We start from the raw sequence: 22,523 nt of genomic DNA on the forward strand, positions 1-22,523 counted from the left end.
TGTACACTTCAGCTCGTTTTTATACGCTTTAGGTATCGAGTAGATATTTCATTGCAGTTGACGCAGCCTTCCAGTTCTCAGAACGTTGAAGCTCAGATAACGTAAAACTTTGTTTTTTTAGAAGTCCATTTGCCACCGGAGTGTCCATGATGGGTAAGTTATCCAACACCTCAACTTGCGCATGACGTTGGTTACATACCAAGATCATGTCGCAACCCGCGACTAACGCTTGATGCGCTCGTTCTGCTGGCCCTCCCATTATCGAAGCCCCCTCCATCGTTAAATCATCGGAAAAAACAACGCCCGGAAAACCAAGATTTTCACGCAGCACTCGCTTGAGCCAAAACTGGGAACCGCTCGCGGGCTGCGGATCATAATGCGAGTAAACAACGTGGGCGGGCATCATGGCATCAAGTAAACCTGCGTTAATGTGCGCCTGAAAAATAGCCATATCTTGTTCTAGGATAGTGTCACGATAGTCATACGGCGTTTCTTTGTGAGAATCAGCGATGACGCCACCATGTCCCGGAAAATGTTTCCCCGTCGTCGCCATTCCTGCCGCCTTCATTCCGCGTAAATACGCGCCACTTTGACCAATAACAGTATGAATATCCTCTCCAAACGCTCGACTTCCAATCGCCAGACAATCATGTCCTTTATCCAAAACGGGGGCAAAGCTAAGATCAATATCATGAGCGATCAATTCTGCGGCCATCAGCCAGCCTCCTTGCTCTGCAAGCTGCTCACCATTGGCATGTTGTGCATAGATCTGGGCATCCGGTATCCTTGAAAAACCGTGTCGGAAACGTTGTACCCTTCCTCCCTCCTGATCCACACCAATTAAAATAGGTCGATTCGCCGCACGACGAATGGCTTGATTCAACGCTAATAATTGTTCGTTATCATGATAATTGCGAGAAAACAAAATAACACCGCCCACGGTGGGGTGAGCTAAAATTTCTCTGTCCTCCGCACTCAGTTCACAGCCCTCTACATCAAGCCACAACGGTCCCATAACCCTCTCCTTACTGGTTTTTCCGCTCTCTTTAGCCACCTATTCTACATTAACAAAGCGACTCAATTCATTATCGTAAAGCCCAGCCTTCGTATTCCAAGCGAAATACAGTGGCAAACACGTAAGCGTACAGATACGCTAAGTATTGTGTTGATAACACATGGCAAAGTCCCGCAAAAATAACACGTTGCAGGTCGCTTTTCAGCTAAGTTTAAGTGCATACTATCCACAACGTTCATTCCTTCAAGGTAATCATCACAATGAGTAAAGAGCTCTATATTGGCATCATGTCCGGCACTAGCCTGGATGGTATCGATACAGCACTGGTTGAGATTGAAGGCACAAACATCCGTCTGATCGCCGCGTTGGAACTTCCCATCCCAACCAACCTCAAGCAACGTATACTCAACATTAGCTTGGGGCAGCCAACCAGCATAATGGAAATAGGAAAAATCGATCATGAATTAGGGCTTCTTTATGCTGAAGCAAGCCTAGCGTTGCTCAAACAGAGTCACTATCGAAAAGAACAGATCACCGCGATCGGTAATCATGGACAAACCGTTTTCCACCAGCCCAATAGTGACACGCCCTTCAGTATCCAACTGGGTGACGCCAACATTATAGCCACCCAAACGGGTATCAACACCATTGCTGATTTTAGACGTCAAGATATCGCTTTAGGGGGGCAAGGCGCACCTTTGGTCCCCGCATTTCACCAATCTATATTTCCCTCAGACGCCAGTTCGACCCTTGTTCTTAACATAGGCGGGATCGCCAACATTTCAGTACTTGCTCCAAACAAAGAGGTGATCGGTTATGACACTGGACCTGGTAACATGCTTATGGATGCCTGGTGCAAAAAGCATAAAGCTTTACCATATGACCGCGATGCGCACTTCGCCCTCGAAGGCACGGTAAACCAAGCACTGCTTCAAGAATTACTCTTGGAGCCCTACTTAAAAGTTCATCCACCCAAAAGTACCGGAAGAGAGTTATTTAATTTACCATGGTTAGAGAACATTCTTAGCCATCATGGCCTCATACCAGTGGAAGATGTGCAATGTACCTTGTGTGAATTTACTGCGGTCACTATCAGCCGTGAGGTGCGCCAATATTCGTTTGGAAGTAACCCAAGATTACTTGTCTGTGGCGGGGGGGTAAAAAACCCCATGCTCCTCTCGCGCATGCAAGAGCTGCTCGAAAACTGGGAAGTCGTCCCGACGGATAACTACGGTGTTGACAGCCAATATATGGAAGCCATGGCCTTTGCTTGGCTCGCCTATTGCAGAATACATAACCTGCCCAGCAATTTGCCCAAAGTGACAGGGGCCAGCCGCAGTGTTTCCCTTGGCGTACTGTATTTAGCCAATTAGAAAGGACAATTATGACCAACGATACCCTGATTAACGCACTTTCACACTTGATCTCTGAAGATCGCAATCCAGAGACGATGGATATCGATTTATTGCCTTCTTTGGAGATCATCAAAAAAATAAATCAGCAGGATAAACTCGTACCTCTCGCAGTCGAAAAAGTACTTCCGGACATAGCTCAAGCTGTTGATAGAATTACCCAAGCCTTTATCAATGGCGGAAGGCTGGTATATATAGGTGCCGGAACCAGCGGGCGGCTTGGCGTACTGGATGCTTCAGAGTGCCCGCCAACGTTTGGCGTTTCAGAAAAAATGGTCGTTGGGCTCATTGCCGGTGGTCCACAAGCAATTCTAAAAGCCAAAGAGGGGGCAGAAGACTCACCTGAGTTGGGGACGAACGACCTTAAAGCAATCCAATTTAACAAGCAGGACGTCCTCGTTGGCATCGCGGCCAGTGGACGTACACCTTACGTTGTTGGGGCTTTAGAATACGCGAACAGCCTTGGGGCAATCACAATCGCACTGTCTTGTAACCCTTCCTCTGAGATCGCTGACCTTGCCCAGATAGCAATTAGCCCATTGGTCGGCCCGGAAGTACTCACCGGTTCGACACGTTTAAAATCGGGAACAGCACAAAAGCTGGTTTTAAACATGTTGACTACCGCTAGCATGATTCGTTTGGGAAAAAGTTATGAAAATTTAATGGTGGATGTCAAAGCGACCAATAAAAAACTCATCGCTCGAGCAACCCGGATTGTTATGCAAGCGACAGACTGCGGTAAACCCCAAGCTTTAGAGGCGCTAGAGCGAACGGAATACGACGTCAAGCTAGCGATACTTATGCTACTCACAGGACTCGATTTGGACGCAGCGAAAAGCCAATTAAACCATCAAGGTGGTTTTTTACGCAAAGCCGTTGGTAAAACCCGTCGATAACGTTTATCAGCTTGGCCACATACCAAGCTTATTCATGACTTGCGTCTCTGGCTTAGTAATATTCATTGGCATGTTCATCCCAACCACGCTTCCATTCCATGCGGAACTTCTGAGCCTCACTGGTTCCCTCGCAAACCCCTTCATAATACTGGCCTGTTAGACCTATTTGATAGGCCACATCGGGATTACAGTATTCAGAAATTCCGGACAAGTAACCCTGATCATACTCACTCTGTTTAACACTGCCGAGGCTGGCCAACTCCTTAAGTGAACGCTGATTGTGGCCACGAATCGCATCACGATAACCAATATCAAACCAATCTCCCTCACTCGCCATTTGTTCCACACTTACACTGCAAGCCGCCAACGTCAACATCAGTACCAGAAAAACGAGTTTTCTCATTATTTTTCCTCGGTTTATAGAGCTCATCTAATCAAAACACTAAACCGTCAAGTTTGCCAGTCAGATCATCACACAAACGGTGATCTATTCACTCGTGCAACAGCCACGATTGATATTCAACCTCGCGACCTTAGCACTCCTAAAAAATAAAAACCTATCACCAGCAGACAAAAAGCTCTCATGTTACGTCGAGAGCAAAAGTGTCATTTTTGGATAAAAGGGGAAACGTTTTGGTTGTCTTACTAGCTGATGGATGGCTTGCGAACCCATAATCACATCGAGTGATGTCGATACGGTTCAGACAGGACCACGTCTCACATTGGTAATGTAAGGCTGTCTCAAAGTAAAAACCTTCAATACGGACAACAAGTAAAACAGACCATGAGTCGCTTAGATAGTGGTCAAATAAAAACGTATTTGACCGACTGCTCAAACATAAAAAAAGCGACTTTCGTCGCCTTAACTGAGCTGTTTTATCTGCAGCTCTTTAGGGACTTCAAAGAACATATTCTCTTTTCTGCCCTGAACTTCCTCGACAGAACGCGTCCCAATCAAATCTTTTATTCTTTCAAGGATCTGGTCAACTAACTCTTCTGGAGCCGACGCGCCTGCCGTGACACCAACTCTGACCTTCCCTTCAAACCACTGCGGTTGAATATCCTCAACACAATCCGTTAAGAAGCCCGGTGTCCCCAGCTTCTCTGCCAGTTCTTTCAACCGCGTCGAATTCGATGAGTTCTTTGAGCCAACCACGATCACAACATCGACATCGGTCGCCATGTCCCGAATGGCATCTTGTCGATTTTGTGTTGCGTAACAAATGTCGTCTTTACGCGGTCCTTGAATGTCTGGAAAAACGCGGCGCAATTCTGCAATGACGTCGGCAGTCTCGTCCACCGATAATGTGGTTTGGCTGACATAGTGCAAATGATGGGTATCTTTGATTTTTGATTTCAATGCCACGACATCGGCTGGCGTTTCAACCAGATACATACCGCCTTTTTCACTCGCATACTGGCCCATTGTCCCTTCGACTTCCGGATGACCAGCATGGCCAATCAGCACAACTTCCATATGCTTACGGCTTGCTCGCGCCACTTCCATATGGACCTTAGTAACAAGTGGGCAGGTCGCATCAAAAACGGTGAGATCACGCTCTTTAGCTTCCTTTCGCACTGCTTGTGATACACCATGAGCAGAGAAAATGACGATATTATCATCTGGAACCTCATGCAACTCTTCCACAAAGATCGCACCTCGCTGCTTTAGACCTTCAACAACGAAGCGGTTATGAACAACTTCATGGCGAACGTAGATCGGAGGCTGATAGATTTCTAACGCACGCTCGACAATACTGATCGCACGATCCACACCAGCACAAAATCCGCGCGGGTTAGCTAATAAGATTTTCATTTCATTGCTCATGATAATTATTCTTTCTCGTTCAGAACGCTATTCTACTGCTAAAATCTCTACTTCAAAAGTGACATCTTGTCCCGCGAGAGGATGGTTAAAGTCAACGGTAACAGAATCCCCAGCAATTTGTTTAATTATGCCAGGAATCTCCATACCATCGGGGCCAGAGAAGGCCATAACAGTGCCGATTTCCACCTCAGCATCACCGACAAATTTAGCTCTATCCATGTAATGAATGTGGTCTGGGTTAGGCAAACCAAATGCATCTTCTGCTTTGAGTTCAATCGTTTTTTTCTCACCCGTCTGTAAACCGAGCAAACAAAATTCAAAGCTTTCACTCAAGCTACCATCACCTATCACTAACTTAGCCGGCTTCCCCATATTATGGGTACTATCCGCGACAGAGCCATCTTTCATTTTAATGGTAAAATGCAACGTGACTGCCGAGTTTTGAGTAATGATCATTTTATTACTGCTTCCTTGTTGTTTCGTTTCTTTGATATTAAATATCAACGCTCATGTCATGAGTTGCCGATAATCGTTCGGGAACATCCCTCATGAGTGATGGAGTGAAGACTTTGCGGTGAGGAGTCTGCTTGTCAACCACGAAGGACAAGCCAAAACGTTCTGCCGTGATCAACAGACAACCTTACAGAAATTCATAAAAAAGACCACTAAGCGGGTGCATCGCCTTTCTTACGAAAACCATCGAGGATAATCATGATAGCACCCACGCAGATGGCACTGTCTGCTAAATTGAAAGCGGGCCAATGGTAGTCACCCCAGAAAAAATCCAGATAATCCACGACAAAACCATGAACAACGCGATCATAAACATTGCCAACAGCTCCGCCAATGATCATCGCGTATGCGATATTATTCCATTTTTCTTTTACCGATAATTTACTCATCCAGTACGTCAACATTGCTGTTACCGTAAAGGCAATACCAGTAAACAGCCAACGTTGCCAACCTGCTTGATCACTCAGGAAACTGAACGCAGCACCATAATTATGGACATATAGGAAATTGAAAAAAGGTAAAACTTCAATACGATTAGACCAACCATAACCCATGTTGTTCATGACGATAAATTTCAGACCAATATCAGTCAGAAAAATAACCAACGCCAACCACAACCAACGTACGCCAGATTGTTTCAAAGAGAGTGCTTGTTCGCTCATACGATTCCTAAAAGTAGCCCCAGTAACGACTGGGGCTATCATATTGTTAAAAAGTTCAGCAAGACTTTCGCATCATTATACGAATTTTCGCACTTCACCTTCGCCATCGACGTTAGACACGCAGCGGCCACAGATTTTTTCATGGCCTTCAATTGTGCCAACGTCTGGTGTATGGTGCCAACAACGCTCACACTTTTCAGCGTCCACCGCAATCACTTCGACACACAATCCCTCTACATCGGTAGAGTGTGCCGCATCGGTTTTTTCAGCTAACGGCTTTACAATGACAGCGGAAGTTAACAGCACAAAGCGCAGCTCATCACCAAGCTGATTGACCTTCTGTGTTAGCTCATCATTGGCGTACAGAGTCACTTGCGCTTGCAACGATCCTCCAATTGTCTTTTCACTACGGGCCGTCTCTAAAAGCTTATTCACCGCGCCACGTACGGCTTGGATATCTTTCCAAAACTCGTTGTTCAGTGCTTCACCTTGTGCAAGACCAAACAGCCCATCGAACCATTCGCCCGTGAACACAAATTTATCGCGATGCTCCCCTGTAGGCAACATAGCGGGCATTTCGTTCCAGATCTCATCCGCCGTAAATGACATAATTGGAGCCATCCAGCGTACGAGTGCTTCAACAATATAATACAAGGCTGTTTGACAACTACGTTGAGCATGACCACCTCGTTTTGCCGTGTACTGGCGGTCTTTAATCACGTCTAAATAGAAAGAACCCATTTCAATTGAACAGAACTGCATGAGGCGCTGGGTAACAGCGTGAGTGTTATATTCATTGTAGGCTTTGATAATTTCCTCTTGCGCTGCCAGTGCGCGACCGACAGCCCATCGGTCAAGAGCCACCATCTCTTCAGCGGGAACGATGTCAGTTTCTGGCTGGAAACCACTGAGATTGGCGAGGAAAAATCTTGCTGTATTACGGATACGACGGTAAGCGTCTGCCGAACGTTTCAGGATTTCATCAGAAACCGCAACTTCACCGGTATAGTCGGTTGAAGCCACCCATAAACGTAAAATATCAGCACCCAGCTTATTGGTGACATCTTTCGGAGCAACAACGTTACCGATAGACTTGGACATTTTACGCCCTTGACCATCGACCACGAAGCCATGAGTCAGTACTTGTTTGTATGGCGCTTCGTCCTTCATCGCAATAGAAGAAATTAACGAGGATTGGAACCAACCACGGTGTTGATCCGAGCCTTCCAAATAAAGATCAGCACTATGACCACTGTATTCTTCTCGGGCATCGACGACCGAATAATGGGTAACGCCAGAATCAAACCATACGTCAAGTGTATCAAGAACTTTTTCGTATTGATCAGCATCCTCACCAAGTAGGTCTGAATTTTCTACATCCCACCAAGCCTGAATGCCACTCTCTTCAACCAGCTGAGCAACTTTCTCAATAAGGTCTAATGAATTAGGATGAATCTCTGCCGTTTCTTTATGAACAAAAAGTGCGATTGGAACGCCCCAAGTTCGTTGACGAGAAATACACCATTCAGGGCGACCTTCAATCATACCTTCAATACGGCTTTGGCCCCATTCAGGCATCCATTCAACGCCCTTAATCGACGCCAATGCTTTCGAGCGTAAACCCGCCTGATCCATTGAAATAAACCATTGAGGCGTCGCGCGGAAAATAATCGGGGTTTTGTGTCTCCAACAATGAGGGTAGCTATGTTCGTAGGCATGATGGTGCAATAATGCTCCCTTCTGTTTAAGAACCTCTAAAACAGAATCGTTCGCTTTGAAGACATGCTGACCTGCAAATAGCTCTGTGTCCGGCAAGTAGACGCCATTGGATCCTACTGGATTGGCCACTTCCAAATTGTATTTCTTACCAACCAAAAAGTCTTCTTGACCATGGCCTGGTGCAGTATGCACAACACCTGTACCCGATTCTGTTGTGACATGCTCTCCCAAGATAGCAGGTACGCTGAAATCATAAAATGGATGCTGAAACTGACTTAATTCAAGATCTTGACCTTTGGCAAAGCCAAGAGTGTGAAAACGTTCAATACCTGTACGCTCCATCACATCTTTAACCAGTTCAGAGGCAACGATGATTCGTTCTGGAACGTCACCCTCAACTTGAACAAGCACATATTCTAGGTCATCGCGCAAACAAACGGCACGATTTGCTGGGAGTGTCCATGGCGTAGTAGTCCAGATAACAATCGAGACCTCGCCCTCACCTTCCTGACCATCGACAAGGTTAAACTTAGATAACAATGCTGTCTCGTCTGCAGTCGCAAATTTCACGTCAATAGACGGGGAAACTTTATCCTTATACTCTACTTCCGCTTCCGCAAGTGCAGAACCACAATCGGTACACCAATGAACAGGTTTGAAACCTTTGAGTAAGTGCCCTTTGTCTGCAATTTTACCTAAAGCGCGAATGATATTTGCTTCAGTCGCAAAGTCCATTGTACGGTAAGGTTTATCCCACTCACCCATAATACCGAGGCGCTTAAAACTTTCTTTTTGGCCCTCGACTTGGCCTGCTGCGTATTTACGACATTCTTCACGAAACTCTGCCGCTGATATTTTTTGGCCTGGTTTACCTTTTTTCTTTTCTACCATAAGTTCAATAGGTAGACCGTGGCAATCCCATCCGGGAATGTACGGCGCATCAAAACCAGACAATGTTTTGGATTTAATAATAATGTCTTTAAGAATCTTGTTGAGAGCGTGGCCAATATGAATGTCACCATTGGCATAGGGAGGACCATCATGCAAAACGAAAGATTTTTTGCCTTTCTTGGCTTTACGGATCTCACCGTAAAGATCTTCTTTATACCAACGCTTAAGCATTTCTGGCTCACGATTTGCCAGATTGCCGCGCATCGGAAACCCTGTTTCAGGAAGGTTCAGGGTATCTTTATACTCACTCATCGATTCTTAATTCCGTTGTGTTGGGTGACTGTTAGACATTATGCCAAATAGCGAACTAAACTATCTGGTCTTTGCACTGACGCAACCACACCCTTGCCGCATCAGCATCCAATTGAATTTGTTTTTTTAACGCTTCAAACGAGTCAAACTTATGTTCGTCGCGTAGTTTATGTAAAAGTACAACTTCAAGCTGCTTACCATATAAATTGGCTTCAAAGTCAAATAAATGCACTTCTAATTGTTGGTGAACACCATTTACAGTTGGTCGATTACCTATATTCGCAACCCCCTCAACAGAATGAGGGCCAAGGCTAAGTACCCGTACAGCATACACACCTGAGACGGGTGATACACAGCGCTTTAGTGGGATGTTCGCCGTAGGGAAACCAATCGTTCGCCCCAGTTTACGACCATGGGATACTCGCCCACTAATACTATAATTACGCCCTAGCATCTGAGTCACTTCATCAAACTTATCTAGCGCTAAAGCATCACGAATCGCAGTACTGCTGACGCGTGATTTTTGCACGCAAAAGCTTTGGGTGCTGACAACATCAAAACCGAACTTTTCCCCAGCATCTTTTAGCATGGAAAAGTTACCTTTTCGATCGCGCCCAAAACAAAAATCATCTCCAACGACCAGAAACTTAACACCCAAACGCTTCACCAACAAGTCACGAATAAACCGATCAGCAGTCTGGTTGGCAAACTCAAGATTAAAGTGCACGCAAAGCAATCGTTCAATATCAAGTTTGTTTAACTGGATAAATTTATCCCTTAAACGCGTTAGACGAGCTGGCGCTTTATCTTGTGCAAACAGTTCCAATGGCTGCGGGTCAAACGTCATGACAGTAGAAGGTAAACCTAAGCTTTTTGCCTGTTCAGACACTTGGCGCAATACTTCCTGATGCCCTAAGTGAACACCATCGAAGTTTCCAATCGTCAATACACACCCTGAGTGGTGCGGTTTAATATTGTGAATGCCCCGAATTAATTCCATTGGCGAATGCTAAAAACCTGTAACTATAGTGAATATGGCGTGAAACTGACGGATTATATACTAATCAGCCTTACTCTGTCGCGGCTTTTAAATCTTTTAAACGTACGCCCAGTACCAAGAGGGTAACGAGGTAAACTAGCCCACTTAAACCAATGAGAGCGGCAAGAGAAGTAATACGCTCTGATAACTCCCATGACAGCCACGTTGCCATATCTTGTCCTTGCCAAAGCAGTACACTCACCATCAGCACGCCTGCAAATAATGATTTGGCCATGAAAATCAGTGTCTTTCCGGTCAACTGATAGACACCTGCAAGATGCAATCCTCTGTAAAGAAGAAACATATTGACAAAGGCAGACAAGGAAGTCGCGATTGCTAGCCCCACATAGCCATAAAACCATGCAAATATGGCGTTAAACACCATATTGCTCACCATTGCAATAATACCGTATTTGACCGGTGTTTTTGTGTCTTGACGAGAATAATATCCCGGAGCAAGTACTTTAATTAACATAAAGTTCAGCAAACCAGAGGCATAAGCCACCAGTGACATCGACGCAAACTCAACATCTTGAGGGCTGAACTCACCACGCATAAACAAAACCATCAACATAGGCTTTGCCAACACCATTAGACCCAGCATCGCAGGGACACCGAGTAACGTGACCATTCTTACCCCCCAGTCCATCGTCAGAGCAAACCCATCGTGGTGTGCTGTCACATGCTTTCGAGATAAAGCCGGTAGAATCACCGTCGCAATCGCAATACCAAACAAACCTAAAGGAAATTCCAATAAACGATCCGAATAGTACAACCAACTAATTGACCCTGTTTGTAAAAAGCTGGCAATAAACGTATCAAACAACAGGTTAATCTGGCTGACTGAAACACCAAATAATGCAGGTATCATGAGTGTGCGAATCTTGACCACACCTGGATCACGCCATCCCCATTGCGGTTTGACCATAACACCAGCCTGGATCAGAAATGGAATCTGAAATAGAAACTGAACGAGCCCACCTAAAAAAACACCGATGGCTAAGCCGATCTCTGGCTTAGAGAGTTGCGGAGAAATAAACCAAGCCGATAGGATGATGGTCACATTGAGAAAGACAGGGGTAAAGGAGGATACAGCAAACTTACCGATGGTGTTTAGAATCGCCCCAGACAACGCGACCAAAGTAATAAACCACAGATAAGGAAAAGTAATTTTGAGCATCAAACTCGCTAGCTCAAACTTTTCTGCAGAAGGCCCACCATTTAGCCAATCAAGAAACCAGCCGAATCCGAATAACGCAGTGACAACCCCAGATCCCAAAACCCCTAACAGGGTCACTATGGTAACCAAAACACCGAGAGTTCCCGCTGCCCGAGCAACTAATTGACGGGTTTTCTCCATATCTCCTTTGGCATGGTACTCCGTTAAAACGGGAACAAACGCCTGTGAGAAAGCCCCCTCTGCAAAAAGACGCCTCAAGAAGTTGGGGATCTTATTGGCAAAGAAAAACACATCTGCACTGGCACCTGCCCCCATTAAGTTGGCGACCACCACATCACGTACTAAACCAAGTACGCGAGAAATCAACGTCATAGCGCTTACAATAAGGCCAGATTTGAATAAACGTCTACTCACAAAAACCTCGTGAATCCTGCAATTTATGAAAATAAGTCAATACTCTATAGCGAGAATGTCAGAGCTAGAGCAGATTAGTATTAGCATTGAAAAAAAAATACTGATAGAATCCCCGCCATCTTAACCGTGAAGACCTTTCTAATCCAAAGTTTGTTTGGAACCGATGGGTTTTTGCACAAATCATTTGACATTTAAGCGCAAATAGGGGATATTCCTCGCCCTTAAATTGTCACCGAACTAAAGTTTTTGGGAGTTAGACCCTTGGCAAATAGTAAATCTGCTAAGAAGCGCGCTATCCAAGCTGAGAAACGTCGTCAGCACAATGCTAGCCGTCGTTCTATGATGCGCACTTACATGAAAAAAACTGTTGCTGCTGTTGAAGCTGGCGACAAAGAAGCTGCAACTGCTGCGTTTGCTGTAGTTACACCTATCCTAGACCGTATGGCGACAAAAGGCCTTATTCATAAGAATAAAGCAGCGCGTCACAAGTCTCGCTTTGCTGCTGCAATCAAAGCTCTGTAATAGAGTTCTGAATCTTCAGTGAAAAAAACCGGCAATCGCCGGTTTTTTTATTTCTGGAAACTTTATCTTCGTCACACTTATAGCAATGCGTCGTCGCAGTACAAACTGTGCAACAGGTGAATCATCGACTTAACTTCTTCACTGCTGAGTGTGTAAAACACCGTCTGAGCTTTTTTGCGTGTATTGACTAACCCATCACGACGCAACCAAGCTAAATGCTGTGATAACGCAGATTGACTCAGCTCAAGCTTGCTACACAATTCACCGACTGACAGCTCTTGATTGTGTAATAGACATAGGATCTGTAAACGTCTCTCATTAGCCATCGCTTTAAGTAGTACCACCGCTTCGGCAGAATTTTTTTCCATTTCTTGCAAATTCATCGGTTAGCACCCTTTAAAACAACAAAACATCAACAAACTTCAACCTTTCATTAATACATTGATACATATATATCTGATACTAATCTATTTGAAACAAGTAATCTATTTGTAGAAATGAAAACTCACTGAAATAAACTTGTAAAATCCGCATCGCAAACATTTTTTACCGCCGGGTGTTGGATCATCCTTTCAGCAAATATCACGTAGTATTCTTCTTTCAGACCATCAATATGCCCAACAAGCTCAAGTGTTGAATCGCTCTCGACTTCAGAAACATAAAGAGAAGGGGCCAGAAAAATCACTTCATGGTGATAACGGGCAAATGATTTCATAAGAGCAACATCATCAAATTCCCCCAAAATATTTGGCTTTAAGCCTTGCCGGTCAAACCACTGTAAAATTTTTCGTCCCATTGCAGTGCGGCTTCCAGGAATGAGGAGCTTTCTCTGTTCGAGCACCGATGGGAATTTACCCTGTGCTAAAGGGCTACTGCTGAAAAAGCTCATATTACATTCACCCAACTTTTTACTGTACAAGCCCGGACTTTGACTTGAATCAACAGGGCAATCAGAAAGGATCATATCCAACTTATGTTGAGCAAGCTGTTCAAGTAACATTTCATGTGTCGATTCGAAACAGCGTAAATGGATGCTGTTGCTCTCAGGAACCGTTGTCATCAAAATCTTACTGACAAGCCTTTTTGACAACGCATCGGCAACACCAACATCAAACAAGATATTGGAACGCTGACTGTAATTGACGATATCGAGCATTTCATAACTCAAGCCAAACATTCTATCTGCGTATTTAAAAACCAGTTGCCCTAATTCTGTCGGCTCAATACTGCGGCCAACGCGCTTAGTGAGTTTTCCTTCCATCCGCCCTTCGAAGGCTTTTATTTGCCCCGTCACTGTCTGGGGCGTCAGAAAAAGAGCGTCAGCTGCTTTGGTAACCGATCCTTGCTTACAAACCATCCAGAAATAATAAAGGTGGTTGTAATTTAAATGGGACATGAATGCACTCGCTCTATTAATGATGGCGAAAGTTATAACAGAACCTGTCAGGAACCACAATTAACTCGGAAAAACTTTCACATTAATAGATTTAAGAAATTTTTATCGAGCAATTTATTCACTTATATGACAAGGAATACCCAACATTCGACTATTTCACCTCTAATATTGATTTTTTCCTAAAGAAAAGAGGAATATAAAGAATAATGATTTTTAAAAAATAAAATAAAAACAATTACTTATGATAACTTTGTCGACATTTTTTCATAACGTACGTCCCCGTATACGCAAAAATAAATCACTTAAACATATTTGTAATATTAATGAAATATTACCCCTCTAGTATCGCCTCCAGTTTCAATCATTGACCTAAACAATAACTAGGGTCCAGGGAGAAAAATTATGAACCAAGCGACAACGGCTACAGCACCTATCACGAGTAAATCTCGTTGGTTGCGCTGGGCGAACTTGGCGTTCATGCTATATCTATTGCTTCTTGCAGTTTCAATGGTAGGCAGTGGTTTCAAATGGGCAGCCGCCGATCAAGCAAAAGTTTTATTCGAGTTTGCCTCGCACCCTATCGCTGGTTTGATGATTGGTCTTGTCGCTACCGCTTTGATTCAGTCATCAAGTACTGTGACCTCTATCATCGTGGGTCTTGTTGCTGGTGGATTACCCGTCGAAACCGCCATCCCGATGATCATGGGAGCCAATATTGGTACAACGGTAACGAACACGCTGGTTTCATTAGGGCATATACGTAACAAAGAAGAATTTAAGCGTGCTTTTGCTAGTGCCACTATCCATGACTTTTTTAATCTTCTTGCGGTCGCGATCTTCCTACCGCTTGAAATGCTGTTTGGGATCCTTGAGAAAATTTCACATTGGTTAGTTTCACCTTTTCTTGCTACAGGTGATATGAGCATAAAGGGTCTTAATTTTATCAAACCGATCACCAAGCCCGTCGTCAATGCCATCAAAGAGCCTCTGGGCGGATTTGGAGACACTATGGGTGGAATTCTACTTATCGTGCTCGGTATCACAACCATATTCGTTGCAATTACCGTGATGGGTAAACTAATGAAAAGCCTGATGGTTGGTCGAGCTCGTGAAGTTCTAAAAAGTGCCATCGGTCGTGGGCCAATACACGGTATTTTTTCAGGTTCCGTTGTGACCGTTCTGGTTCAGTCTTCTTCTACAACCACCAGTTTGATGGTGCCATTGGTGGGGTCCGGCGTACTGAAGGTACGTGATGTGTATCCGTTTACTCTTGGCGCAAACATCGGCACGTGCATTACCGCGCTACTTGCAGCAACGGCTGCCTCTGGTGAGTTTGCCGTTTTCGCCTTGCAAATTGCTCTTGTCCACTTAGCCTTTAACATTCTGGCGACGCTGTTTATTTTTGGTATTCCCTTCCTGCGTGAACTGCCTGTTAAAGCCGCTGATATTATTTCGGACATGGCAGTCAAAAATAAAGGCATTGTTGCTGGTTATCTCATTACCGTCTTCCTTGTTTTACCCGGAACCATACTTGCGTTAACCACCTAATGATGAAAGCCCGCTACTAAGGTAGCGGGCTTTCTTTATCAATAACATCTCAATCTCTGACAATCATACACCTCGATTCCCCTCCAACATTCGTCATCACAACGTTCAATTATGACCGTTCTCAATGCACACTAAAACGCAAGCATGATGAAAAAAGGACGACGTTGACGGCTCACTGTGCGTCGTTTTTGTTCGAGTCTGAGACGTAATTTTAAACCGAAAATGGATATTGTATCGGCTCGTGATGTTCATAACCCTCAACCCAAAAATCATTAAGAGTGACCCAAGTCTCTAAATCCTCTAATGATTTGATGTCTGGGTTAATATGAAAGGTTGCCCCTTTCATTGGTTCACGTTTTAGTTGGACATCTCGCATCAGTTCAAGCTGATCTTCATAGATGTGCGCATTAACTAACTTGTGATAGGCCTGACCCGCTTTTTTGCCTGTTATCTGCGCCATAATGGCCAATAGCACATAGACCTGAACCATATTAAAGTTCAAACCAAGTGGAACATCACACGATCGCTGAGTGCTGTTAAGGTGCAGCGTATCACCCAACAATGAAAAGTGATGGCTGTACATGCAAGGGCGTAAACAACCCATATGAAATTCACCTGGATTGTAAAAACTTAATATTTCACCTCGGTCATCCAAACCTTGGGACAAGTGCTCGACAATGTTCCGCAGCTGATCGATATGGCCTCCATCAAGCTTTGCCCAAGCTCGCCCTTGAACACCATACACTCGCCCCATATCATCGATTCCCTTACGATAAGGGTTATTTAGCCAAGCTTTATTCTGATTGGCATTTGCGTCCCAGGTTTTTGTGCCTAACTGACGAAAATCCTCAGCATTATCGTAACCACGAATGTACCCTAGCAGCTCAGCAACGGCCGCTTTCCAAAAGCTCTTTCTTGTTGTAACCAGCGGAAACTGATTTTGCGCCACATTGTAAGTGAGATCCACATTGATGACGGTCAGACAACGTTTACCCGTACGTTTATTTTCAATCCATTCACCTTGGTCAACGATACGTTGACAGAGATCCAAATACTGTTTCACGCCCAATCCTTATTTTGTCTGTTGTTGGAGTTCATCTTTATAATGACCGCGCTTATATGCCCAAACCATCAGCAACGCACCAACCACCACCATTGGTAATGACAAGATTTGCCCCATCGAGATAAATCCGCCAAATAAGCCGAGATGCGCATCAGGTTCACGTACATATTCCACGAGGAAGCGGAATGTACCATATCCCACCAAGAATAGCCCTGAAACTGCACCTAATGGACGAGGCTTTTTGATAAAATAGTTAAGAATGAGAAACAGTACAACGCCCTCAAGCAACATTTCATATAATTGGGAAGGATGGCGTGGAAGGGGGCCACCATTTGGAAAGACAACTGCCCAAGGAACATCCGTCACCCTTCCCCAAAGTTCGCTATTCATAAAGTTGCCTAAACGTCCCATACCTAGCCCAAACGGGACGAGAGGTGCGATAAAGTCAGCCACTCCAAAAACAGTCCGGCCATTTTTCTTTGCATACCAAACCATTGCCGTGATGACACCAAGCAAGCCACCATGAAATGACATTCCACCGGTCCAAACTTTAAAGAGATACAGAGGGTCTTGTAAGAACAGATCAAAATTGTAAAACAGCACATAGCCAACACGTCCGCCAATCACCACCCCGAGAAACCCGGCAAAAAGCAGATCTGAGACTTGCTCTCGAGTCCACCCACTATCTGGCTTATCGGCTCTTCGGTTTGCTAACCACAGTGCAAAAGCAAAACCAATTAAATACATTAGGCCGTACCAGCGTATAGACAAAGGGCCAATGGAGACTAAAACAGGATCAATGTTTGGAAATGATAGATATCCCTGAGACATAGGATTAATACTCTTGTGAATGAACGATAATAATGAAAGGTAAAGTTGAGAGTCCGTTAAAAAAGCATAGTTCCAGCAACAAGCAATAAAAATAATGCAAATATTTTTTTCAGTTTTGCTGTCGGCATAGCCGTTGCGTATTTGGCGCCAAGTCGAGTCGTTAGCATTGACGTAGAGGCGATAGCTAAAAGCGCTGGCAAATACACATAGCCCACGCTGTAGTTTGGTAAAGATTGTGCCTGATAGCCATTAAAGATAAAACCAAGCATGCCTGATACCGCAATAAAACACCCACATACTGAAGACGAGCCAATGGACTTGCGCATTTCAATACCGTGCCGGTTCAAGAAGGGGACAGACAAAGATCCCCCACCAATGCCCGCCAAGCTTGAAACCATGCCGATACCAGTACCTATTGCGAGCGTAGCCCCAGTGCTCGGCATAACATAACGAGTATTGCTTTTAATCGAAATTAACATCTGAGTAGCCAAGCAAAGCACAATGACACCGAACACCTGAGGCAAATACTGTGATGGGATCCATTCCGCAATATTAGCGCCAAAAAAACCGCCAATCACAACGCCCGGCATAAGCCACTTAACCACATAGAAATCAACATTACCCAGTTTCAAATGATTGAACGCGGATGAACCTGATGTAATGATAATAGAGGCAAGTGAGGTTGCTAAAGCAATATGCATAGTCAGCGCCGTATCAACACCTGACATCGGCAATAAAAACAATAACGCAGGGACGATAAGTAAGCCACCACCGATACCAAGAAGGCCAGCCATGAAACCGACAACACTGCCAAGAAGGAGCAGCAACAACACAAATTCAATATTCACAGTTTTCCTTATTGTTTACCGGCGCGAATAAAGCCAGAAAAGCCTTTCTTCTCGAAGAAATCTTGCATCATAGTATAGATTTCCTTGCCGTAAATCTGTTTCAACGCTTGGTCGGCGAGTTGGCGCAGTTCCTCAATGCTGGTGTGCCGGAGTAGATACTTCACCATCGCGACATTCGACGTATTCATACTTAAACTTCGATAGCCCAGACCCACCATCATTAATGAGCCAATGGGGTCCCCCGCTAACTCCCCACAAATACACACGGGTAAATTGAGTTGTGCACAAGTGCGCTGAATATGATCCAGCGCCATAATGACGGCAGGATGCATCGATTCATAAACATCTGAAACTCTTGCATTATTGCGATCAACAGCAAGAAGATATTGAGTAAGATCATTGGTCCCTATCGAGACGAAATCGACTTTTCCAGCGATCAGAGGTAACAAATAAATCATTGACGGAACTTCAATCATCACACCTATCGACGGCATTTCTATTTTTTCATCAATTTGAACCACTTCTTGATAAGCGCGTTCTATCAAATGAATAGCGCCGTCAAGCTCCTGAGCGCCAGAGACCATAGGCAATAAAATACTCAAATTGTTGCTAGATGCACTGGCGCGCATCATGGCTCGGATTTGCATTAAAAAAATATCAGGGTGATCCAAAGTAAATCGAATACCGCGCCAACCAAGAAATGGGTTATCTTCTTCTATTGGCAAGTATGGCAGAGCCTTATCACCACCAATATCCAGTGTCCTCATCACGACTCGCTTTTCCGGATACGTAGTGAGAACAGACTGATAATGCTGAGTCTGCTCCTCTTCTGAAGGGAAACGATGCTGGAGGAGAAAAGAAATCTCCGTGCGGTAAAGACCGACACCATCGACACCTTGATTCACCGCTATGTTCGCATCTGCACTTAATCCTGCATTCAGCATCACCTCAATACGAACATCATCACTGGTGCAAGCTGGTTCAAGACTACTCTGATTCACAAGCGTCGCCAATTCATGTTCTTCTGTCACAAGCTGGCGATACTCTTTTAACAATGGTTTGGCTGGCGCAACAAAAACTTTGCCACTATAACCATCAACGATACCTCGTTTACCGTTGACCATTTTTGCATTGAGAGAAACGTTCATCACAGCAGGAATTCCCAGCGCTCTAGCAAGTATGGCCGCATGGGAATTCACCGCCCCTTCTAAGGCAACAACAGCAAGCAGTTGTTGTTTGGGAATAGACGCGAGTAAACTGGCCGTTAACTCACGAACGACCAAAATAATAGGATGCTCAAATATAAGTTCATCGGTTTCTGTGTGGTGGAGAAAGAACAGCAACCTTTGACCCAGTTCTTTGATGTCTTGTGCCCGTTGCCTGAGATAAATATCTGACATCTCAGAGAATCGTTGCGAATAGCTTTCAACGACTTGCCTCAACGCCCAGTCCGCTCGATCACCTTGTTGGATCTTCGCTTTCAAATCACTGCGTAGCAATGGGTCATTGAGTAAATGAGTAAACAAATCAAAAATGGCTAAGGTTTCTTTGTTCAGCTCACTATCGAGCTTTTTGCGCATGCGTCTAAAATCCGTCAGTGCCTCTTCAATAGCAAGCAACAACCGCTCTTGTTCCTGCTCAATATTCAGCGTCGAAGCGGGGCTGACTTTAGATAATTCTGGTTGCGTGTCATCCCACCAGAATTCTCCTATTGCAACGCCAGTTGACGCTGCCACTCCCTTAATCGCATGCTGCTTTTTCTCTAGCCGCCAATAACCTTGAGTTTGAGCATGCGCGATAATAACGGCGAGTTGAGCCGCTAGAGTCACCAGAAAAGATTCTTCCATTTCATTAAACTGGCGAGGCTGTTTCTGCTGAACAACCAGAACACCTAGAATTTGTTTGCGATGGATGATAGGCGTACCTAAAAAGCTTTGGTAAAGCTCCTCACCCAATTGAGAAAAGTACTTGAAATGACGATGTTTGGAGGCTTCAGCCAAGTTGAGTGGCTCAGCGCTACGCTTGACCAAACCAACCAAACCTTCATTAAAATTTATATGAATTTTATTGCCTTTAAAACGCAAACCTTGAGTCGCCATAAGCTCAAGGCGTTGCATCTCTTCATTGGCAAGATAGACAGTGCAGCATTCGGTGTTCATAGCACGACACGTCTGCTTAACTAAAACCTTTAATGCCTGATGAACATCTTCGACTTTAGATACCTGTTCAACTATTTCCCTTAGTTGAGAAAGCATGCCTATCCTCTTTTGTGTTTGCGCTTACCTTTGGTTCTGCGTTCTCTGAAAGGCATCGCTGCAGATACAAATTCCTTCATTGCTCGGCGATATACATCACGCTTGAAAGACACCACTTGTCTCACTGGATACCAATAACTCACCCAGCGCCAACCATCAAATTCAGGAGAGTTTCCTCTTTGCATATTAATCTGTGACTCATCACAGTCCAAACGAAGAAGGAACCATTTCTGTTTCTGTCCGATACAAACAGGTTTCGAATCCCATCGTACCAAGCGTTTTGGCAGCTTGTACCTTAGCCAATGCCGACTGGTAGCGACAATTTTTACGTCTTTTTTAGTAAGACCAACCTCTTCATACAACTCCCGATACATTGTCTGTTCAGGAGTTTCACCCTCATCAATTCCCCCTTGAGGAAACTGCCATGAATGTTGCCCGTATCGTTTAGCCCAGAAGACCTGACCATGGTGGTTACAGATTACAATTCCCACATTTAAGCGGTAACCATCGCCATCTATCACTGGCCAACCTCAAATAAAATCTTTAATTACAGTGATTTTTCCACATATCCCCAAATCTAGCAAACTTACTATTGTGACTGGGATGGAAATTATCGCGATATTGGCTGATTATGGATAACTTTTCATCAAGACTGGGTTTATACACATAAATGTGAGACATGTGCCTCATTTATTCACGTTTTCTGTGCATAACCATGTGAAGAATCGAACCAAAAGAGCGTATTCTTGTTTCTTATCACGTTTACTTCGCTCCAAGACCTGTTTTCAATAAACAAATAAATAAAATAAAATCAAAGCCTTATAAAAAGATCCTTACACCCCCCCTATTGATCCTGATGGATATGAAAAAAAATTTACAATGCGCTCAAAGATCCATCAGTTTTAGTTTTATCCACAAAAATACGCACCCGATTTGACGTCATTACAAAAATTAAAGGTCCAATCTCACCAAAAACCTGTTTATTGATCCAGATCGAAATCAATACAGTCCATTGAGATAATGGCTTGTGGATAACCTGATATGAGAGATTTAACCAGACCAGCAACCAGTTAACCCATCACTTTTTTATTCAATTCCGTTACAATAGGGATCTCTTAATCGACCAAAATCAAGGTATGAAGCCTGAACCACGCTCAGAAGAAGAACTTGTACTGAGAGCAACCCATATTGCAGGGGCGAGTTTTCAAGAACTGGCCGATGAGGCTTGCCTCATTGTCCCTCCAGATCTTAGACGGGATAAAGGGTGGGTTGGACAGCTTTTAGAGTGGCACTTAGGAGCCACAGCAGGAAGTAAACCTCAACAAGATTTTGAAAAACTCGGCATTGAGTTAAAAACTATACCGGTCAACCAAGAAGGTAAGCCGCTTGAAACAACGTTTGTCTGTGTCGCACCGCTGACCGGAGTTCATGGTCTCACTTGGCAAACAAGTCACGTCAGAAACAAATTATCACGAGTTCTCTGGATTCCAGTCCAAGGTGAGCGAGAAATTCCGCTTGCTGAGCGTCGCGTTGGTTCACCTCTGATCTGGTCACCAGATCAACACGAACTGCTGCAACTCAAAACCGATTGGGAAGAACTGATGGAGATGATTGTCTTAGGTCAAGTAGAACAAATCACCGCTCGACATGGTGAAGCTCTGCAGCTCAGACCTAAAGCCGCTCATAGTAGAATATTAACGGAAGCCTACGGAGAAAGTGGCAACCCTATCATGACAAAACCTCGGGGGTTTTACCTAAGAACTCAGTTTACTGCCAAGATACTTGAACGAAGCTTTTTCATACCCAGTTAATGGGAAGTCAGAGATAATTCGACATCGTGATATAGGGGAACATCACCTATACCACATTCATCATAAGTATTGTGGAGTCTCAGGTATGCCCGTTCTACGCCCAAATGACATAACGCCTCTTTCACGGTATCAAGTGATTCAAAATGAATAGGTTGATTGTCTTGTCGGATAGGCTCCAACTTATGCTTATATTCTACCGCGAGTAAATAATGAGGGAGATCTGAACAGCCGATAACAAAGATTTTAGGTGGCTGATAACCCTCTTTATGATACCCATGAATCCATTTATCAAGTTGTTTTTTGTGCATAATTCACCCCTCTTATAACACTTTAGTTAAAAACGCGCATTTTTGCTAAATTGTTATTAT

The 22,523-nt window shown here is 44.3% G+C and carries 21 protein-coding genes; 5 read left to right on the forward strand and 16 right to left on the reverse strand.

Annotated elements, in window-relative coordinates; genetic code table 11:
- Positions 1–28: 28 nt before the first annotated feature.
- Complete coding sequence (gene nagZ, locus HLM86_RS17250; RefSeq protein WP_076590096.1) at positions 29–1,015, reverse strand: beta-N-acetylhexosaminidase; 987 nt, start codon at positions 1,013–1,015, stop codon at positions 29–31.
- Positions 1,016–1,275: 260 nt separating this feature from the next.
- Between nagZ and HLM86_RS17255 the strand changes: the two genes are divergently transcribed.
- Complete coding sequence (locus HLM86_RS17255) at positions 1,276–2,388, forward strand: anhydro-N-acetylmuramic acid kinase (protein ID WP_170883419.1); 1,113 nt, start codon at positions 1,276–1,278, stop codon at positions 2,386–2,388.
- An 11-nt stretch (positions 2,389–2,399) separates the two neighbouring features.
- The gene (gene murQ / locus HLM86_RS17260) at positions 2,400–3,323 is read left to right on the forward strand and encodes an N-acetylmuramic acid 6-phosphate etherase (RefSeq protein ID WP_170883422.1); all 924 of its coding nucleotides are present in this window, start codon (positions 2,400–2,402) and stop codon (positions 3,321–3,323) included.
- A gap of 52 nt (positions 3,324–3,375) precedes the next feature.
- Here the strand turns inward: murQ and HLM86_RS17265 are convergent, their stop codons facing one another.
- The 7 genes from HLM86_RS17265 to murJ form a co-directional block, all read right to left on the reverse strand.
- The gene (locus HLM86_RS17265; RefSeq protein WP_170883424.1) at positions 3,376–3,726 is read right to left on the reverse strand and encodes a DUF2799 domain-containing protein; all 351 of its coding nucleotides are present in this window, start codon (positions 3,724–3,726) and stop codon (positions 3,376–3,378) included.
- A 459-nt stretch (positions 3,727–4,185) separates the two neighbouring features.
- Positions 4,186–5,151 (reverse strand): 4-hydroxy-3-methylbut-2-enyl diphosphate reductase, encoded by a 966-nt coding sequence (gene ispH / locus HLM86_RS17270; protein WP_076590092.1) that lies wholly within the window; start codon positions 5,149–5,151, stop codon positions 4,186–4,188.
- A gap of 27 nt (positions 5,152–5,178) precedes the next feature.
- A complete protein-coding gene (gene fkpB, locus HLM86_RS17275; RefSeq protein ID WP_170883426.1) occupies positions 5,179–5,607 on the reverse strand; it encodes an FKBP-type peptidyl-prolyl cis-trans isomerase in 429 nt (142 codons plus the stop codon).
- Between the two features lie 209 nt (positions 5,608–5,816).
- On the reverse strand, positions 5,817–6,326 hold the full coding sequence (gene lspA / locus HLM86_RS17280) for a signal peptidase II (RefSeq protein WP_076590090.1): 510 nt from the start codon (positions 6,324–6,326) through the stop codon (positions 5,817–5,819).
- Positions 6,327–6,401: 75 nt separating this feature from the next.
- On the reverse strand, positions 6,402–9,248 hold the full coding sequence (gene ileS / locus HLM86_RS17285) for an isoleucine--tRNA ligase (RefSeq protein WP_170883428.1): 2,847 nt from the start codon (positions 9,246–9,248) through the stop codon (positions 6,402–6,404).
- 55 nt (positions 9,249–9,303) lie between these two features.
- Positions 9,304–10,248: a bifunctional riboflavin kinase/FAD synthetase gene (ribF, locus tag HLM86_RS17290; protein WP_076590088.1), complete on the reverse strand. Its 945-nt coding sequence runs from the start codon at positions 10,246–10,248 to the stop codon at positions 9,304–9,306.
- 70 nt (positions 10,249–10,318) lie between these two features.
- On the reverse strand, positions 10,319–11,881 hold the full coding sequence (gene murJ, locus HLM86_RS17295; RefSeq protein WP_170883430.1) for a murein biosynthesis integral membrane protein MurJ: 1,563 nt from the start codon (positions 11,879–11,881) through the stop codon (positions 10,319–10,321).
- Between the two features lie 261 nt (positions 11,882–12,142).
- On the opposite strand from murJ, the gene rpsT reads away from it, so the two are divergent.
- The gene (rpsT, locus tag HLM86_RS17300; RefSeq protein WP_076590084.1) at positions 12,143–12,403 is read left to right on the forward strand and encodes a 30S ribosomal protein S20; all 261 of its coding nucleotides are present in this window, start codon (positions 12,143–12,145) and stop codon (positions 12,401–12,403) included.
- Between the two features lie 77 nt (positions 12,404–12,480).
- Here the strand turns inward: rpsT and HLM86_RS17305 are convergent, their stop codons facing one another.
- Together HLM86_RS17305 and nhaR are read right to left on the reverse strand one after the other, a co-directional pair.
- Complete coding sequence (locus HLM86_RS17305; protein ID WP_076590082.1) at positions 12,481–12,786, reverse strand: ArsR/SmtB family transcription factor; 306 nt, start codon at positions 12,784–12,786, stop codon at positions 12,481–12,483.
- Positions 12,787–12,908: 122 nt separating this feature from the next.
- Complete coding sequence (gene nhaR, locus HLM86_RS17310) at positions 12,909–13,799, reverse strand: transcriptional activator NhaR (protein ID WP_076590080.1); 891 nt, start codon at positions 13,797–13,799, stop codon at positions 12,909–12,911.
- A gap of 402 nt (positions 13,800–14,201) precedes the next feature.
- Between nhaR and HLM86_RS17315 the strand changes: the two genes are divergently transcribed.
- Positions 14,202–15,347 carry a Na/Pi symporter gene (locus HLM86_RS17315; protein WP_076590079.1) on the forward strand — a complete coding sequence of 382 codons (1,146 nt, stop codon included), beginning with the start codon at positions 14,202–14,204 and terminating at the stop codon, positions 15,345–15,347.
- Positions 15,348–15,558: 211 nt separating this feature from the next.
- Here HLM86_RS17315 and HLM86_RS17320 read toward each other — a convergent pair whose 3' ends face one another.
- The 5 genes from HLM86_RS17320 to rppH are packed head-to-tail and all read right to left on the reverse strand — an operon-like array spanning position 15,559 to position 20,865.
- Positions 15,559–16,410: a thymidylate synthase gene (locus HLM86_RS17320; RefSeq protein WP_170883432.1), complete on the reverse strand. Its 852-nt coding sequence runs from the start codon at positions 16,408–16,410 to the stop codon at positions 15,559–15,561.
- 9 nt (positions 16,411–16,419) lie between these two features.
- On the reverse strand, positions 16,420–17,241 hold the full coding sequence (lgt, locus tag HLM86_RS17325; RefSeq protein ID WP_076590076.1) for a prolipoprotein diacylglyceryl transferase: 822 nt from the start codon (positions 17,239–17,241) through the stop codon (positions 16,420–16,422).
- Between the two features lie 56 nt (positions 17,242–17,297).
- On the reverse strand, positions 17,298–18,089 hold the full coding sequence (locus HLM86_RS17330) for a sulfite exporter TauE/SafE family protein (protein ID WP_076590074.1): 792 nt from the start codon (positions 18,087–18,089) through the stop codon (positions 17,298–17,300).
- A gap of 8 nt (positions 18,090–18,097) precedes the next feature.
- A complete protein-coding gene (gene ptsP, locus HLM86_RS17335) occupies positions 18,098–20,344 on the reverse strand; it encodes a phosphoenolpyruvate--protein phosphotransferase (protein WP_076590072.1) in 2,247 nt (748 codons plus the stop codon).
- Between the two features lie 2 nt (positions 20,345–20,346).
- On the reverse strand, positions 20,347–20,865 hold the full coding sequence (rppH, locus tag HLM86_RS17340; protein WP_076590070.1) for an RNA pyrophosphohydrolase: 519 nt from the start codon (positions 20,863–20,865) through the stop codon (positions 20,347–20,349).
- Between the two features lie 615 nt (positions 20,866–21,480).
- Between rppH and mutH the strand changes: the two genes are divergently transcribed.
- A complete protein-coding gene (gene mutH / locus HLM86_RS17345) occupies positions 21,481–22,155 on the forward strand; it encodes a DNA mismatch repair endonuclease MutH (RefSeq protein WP_170883434.1) in 675 nt (224 codons plus the stop codon).
- On the opposite strand, the gene HLM86_RS17350 is transcribed toward mutH, so the two are convergent.
- Positions 22,152–22,463 carry a DUF6482 family protein gene (locus tag HLM86_RS17350; protein ID WP_076590067.1) on the reverse strand — a complete coding sequence of 104 codons (312 nt, stop codon included), beginning with the start codon at positions 22,461–22,463 and terminating at the stop codon, positions 22,152–22,154. The two genes, mutH and HLM86_RS17350, sit on opposite strands and share 4 nt — an antisense overlap.
- Positions 22,464–22,523: the final 60 nt, after the last annotated feature.

It is taken from the genome of Vibrio ostreicida, from assembly GCF_013074385.2.
In the GTDB taxonomy this organism is placed as follows: domain Bacteria; phylum Pseudomonadota; class Gammaproteobacteria; order Enterobacterales; family Vibrionaceae; genus Vibrio; species Vibrio ostreicida.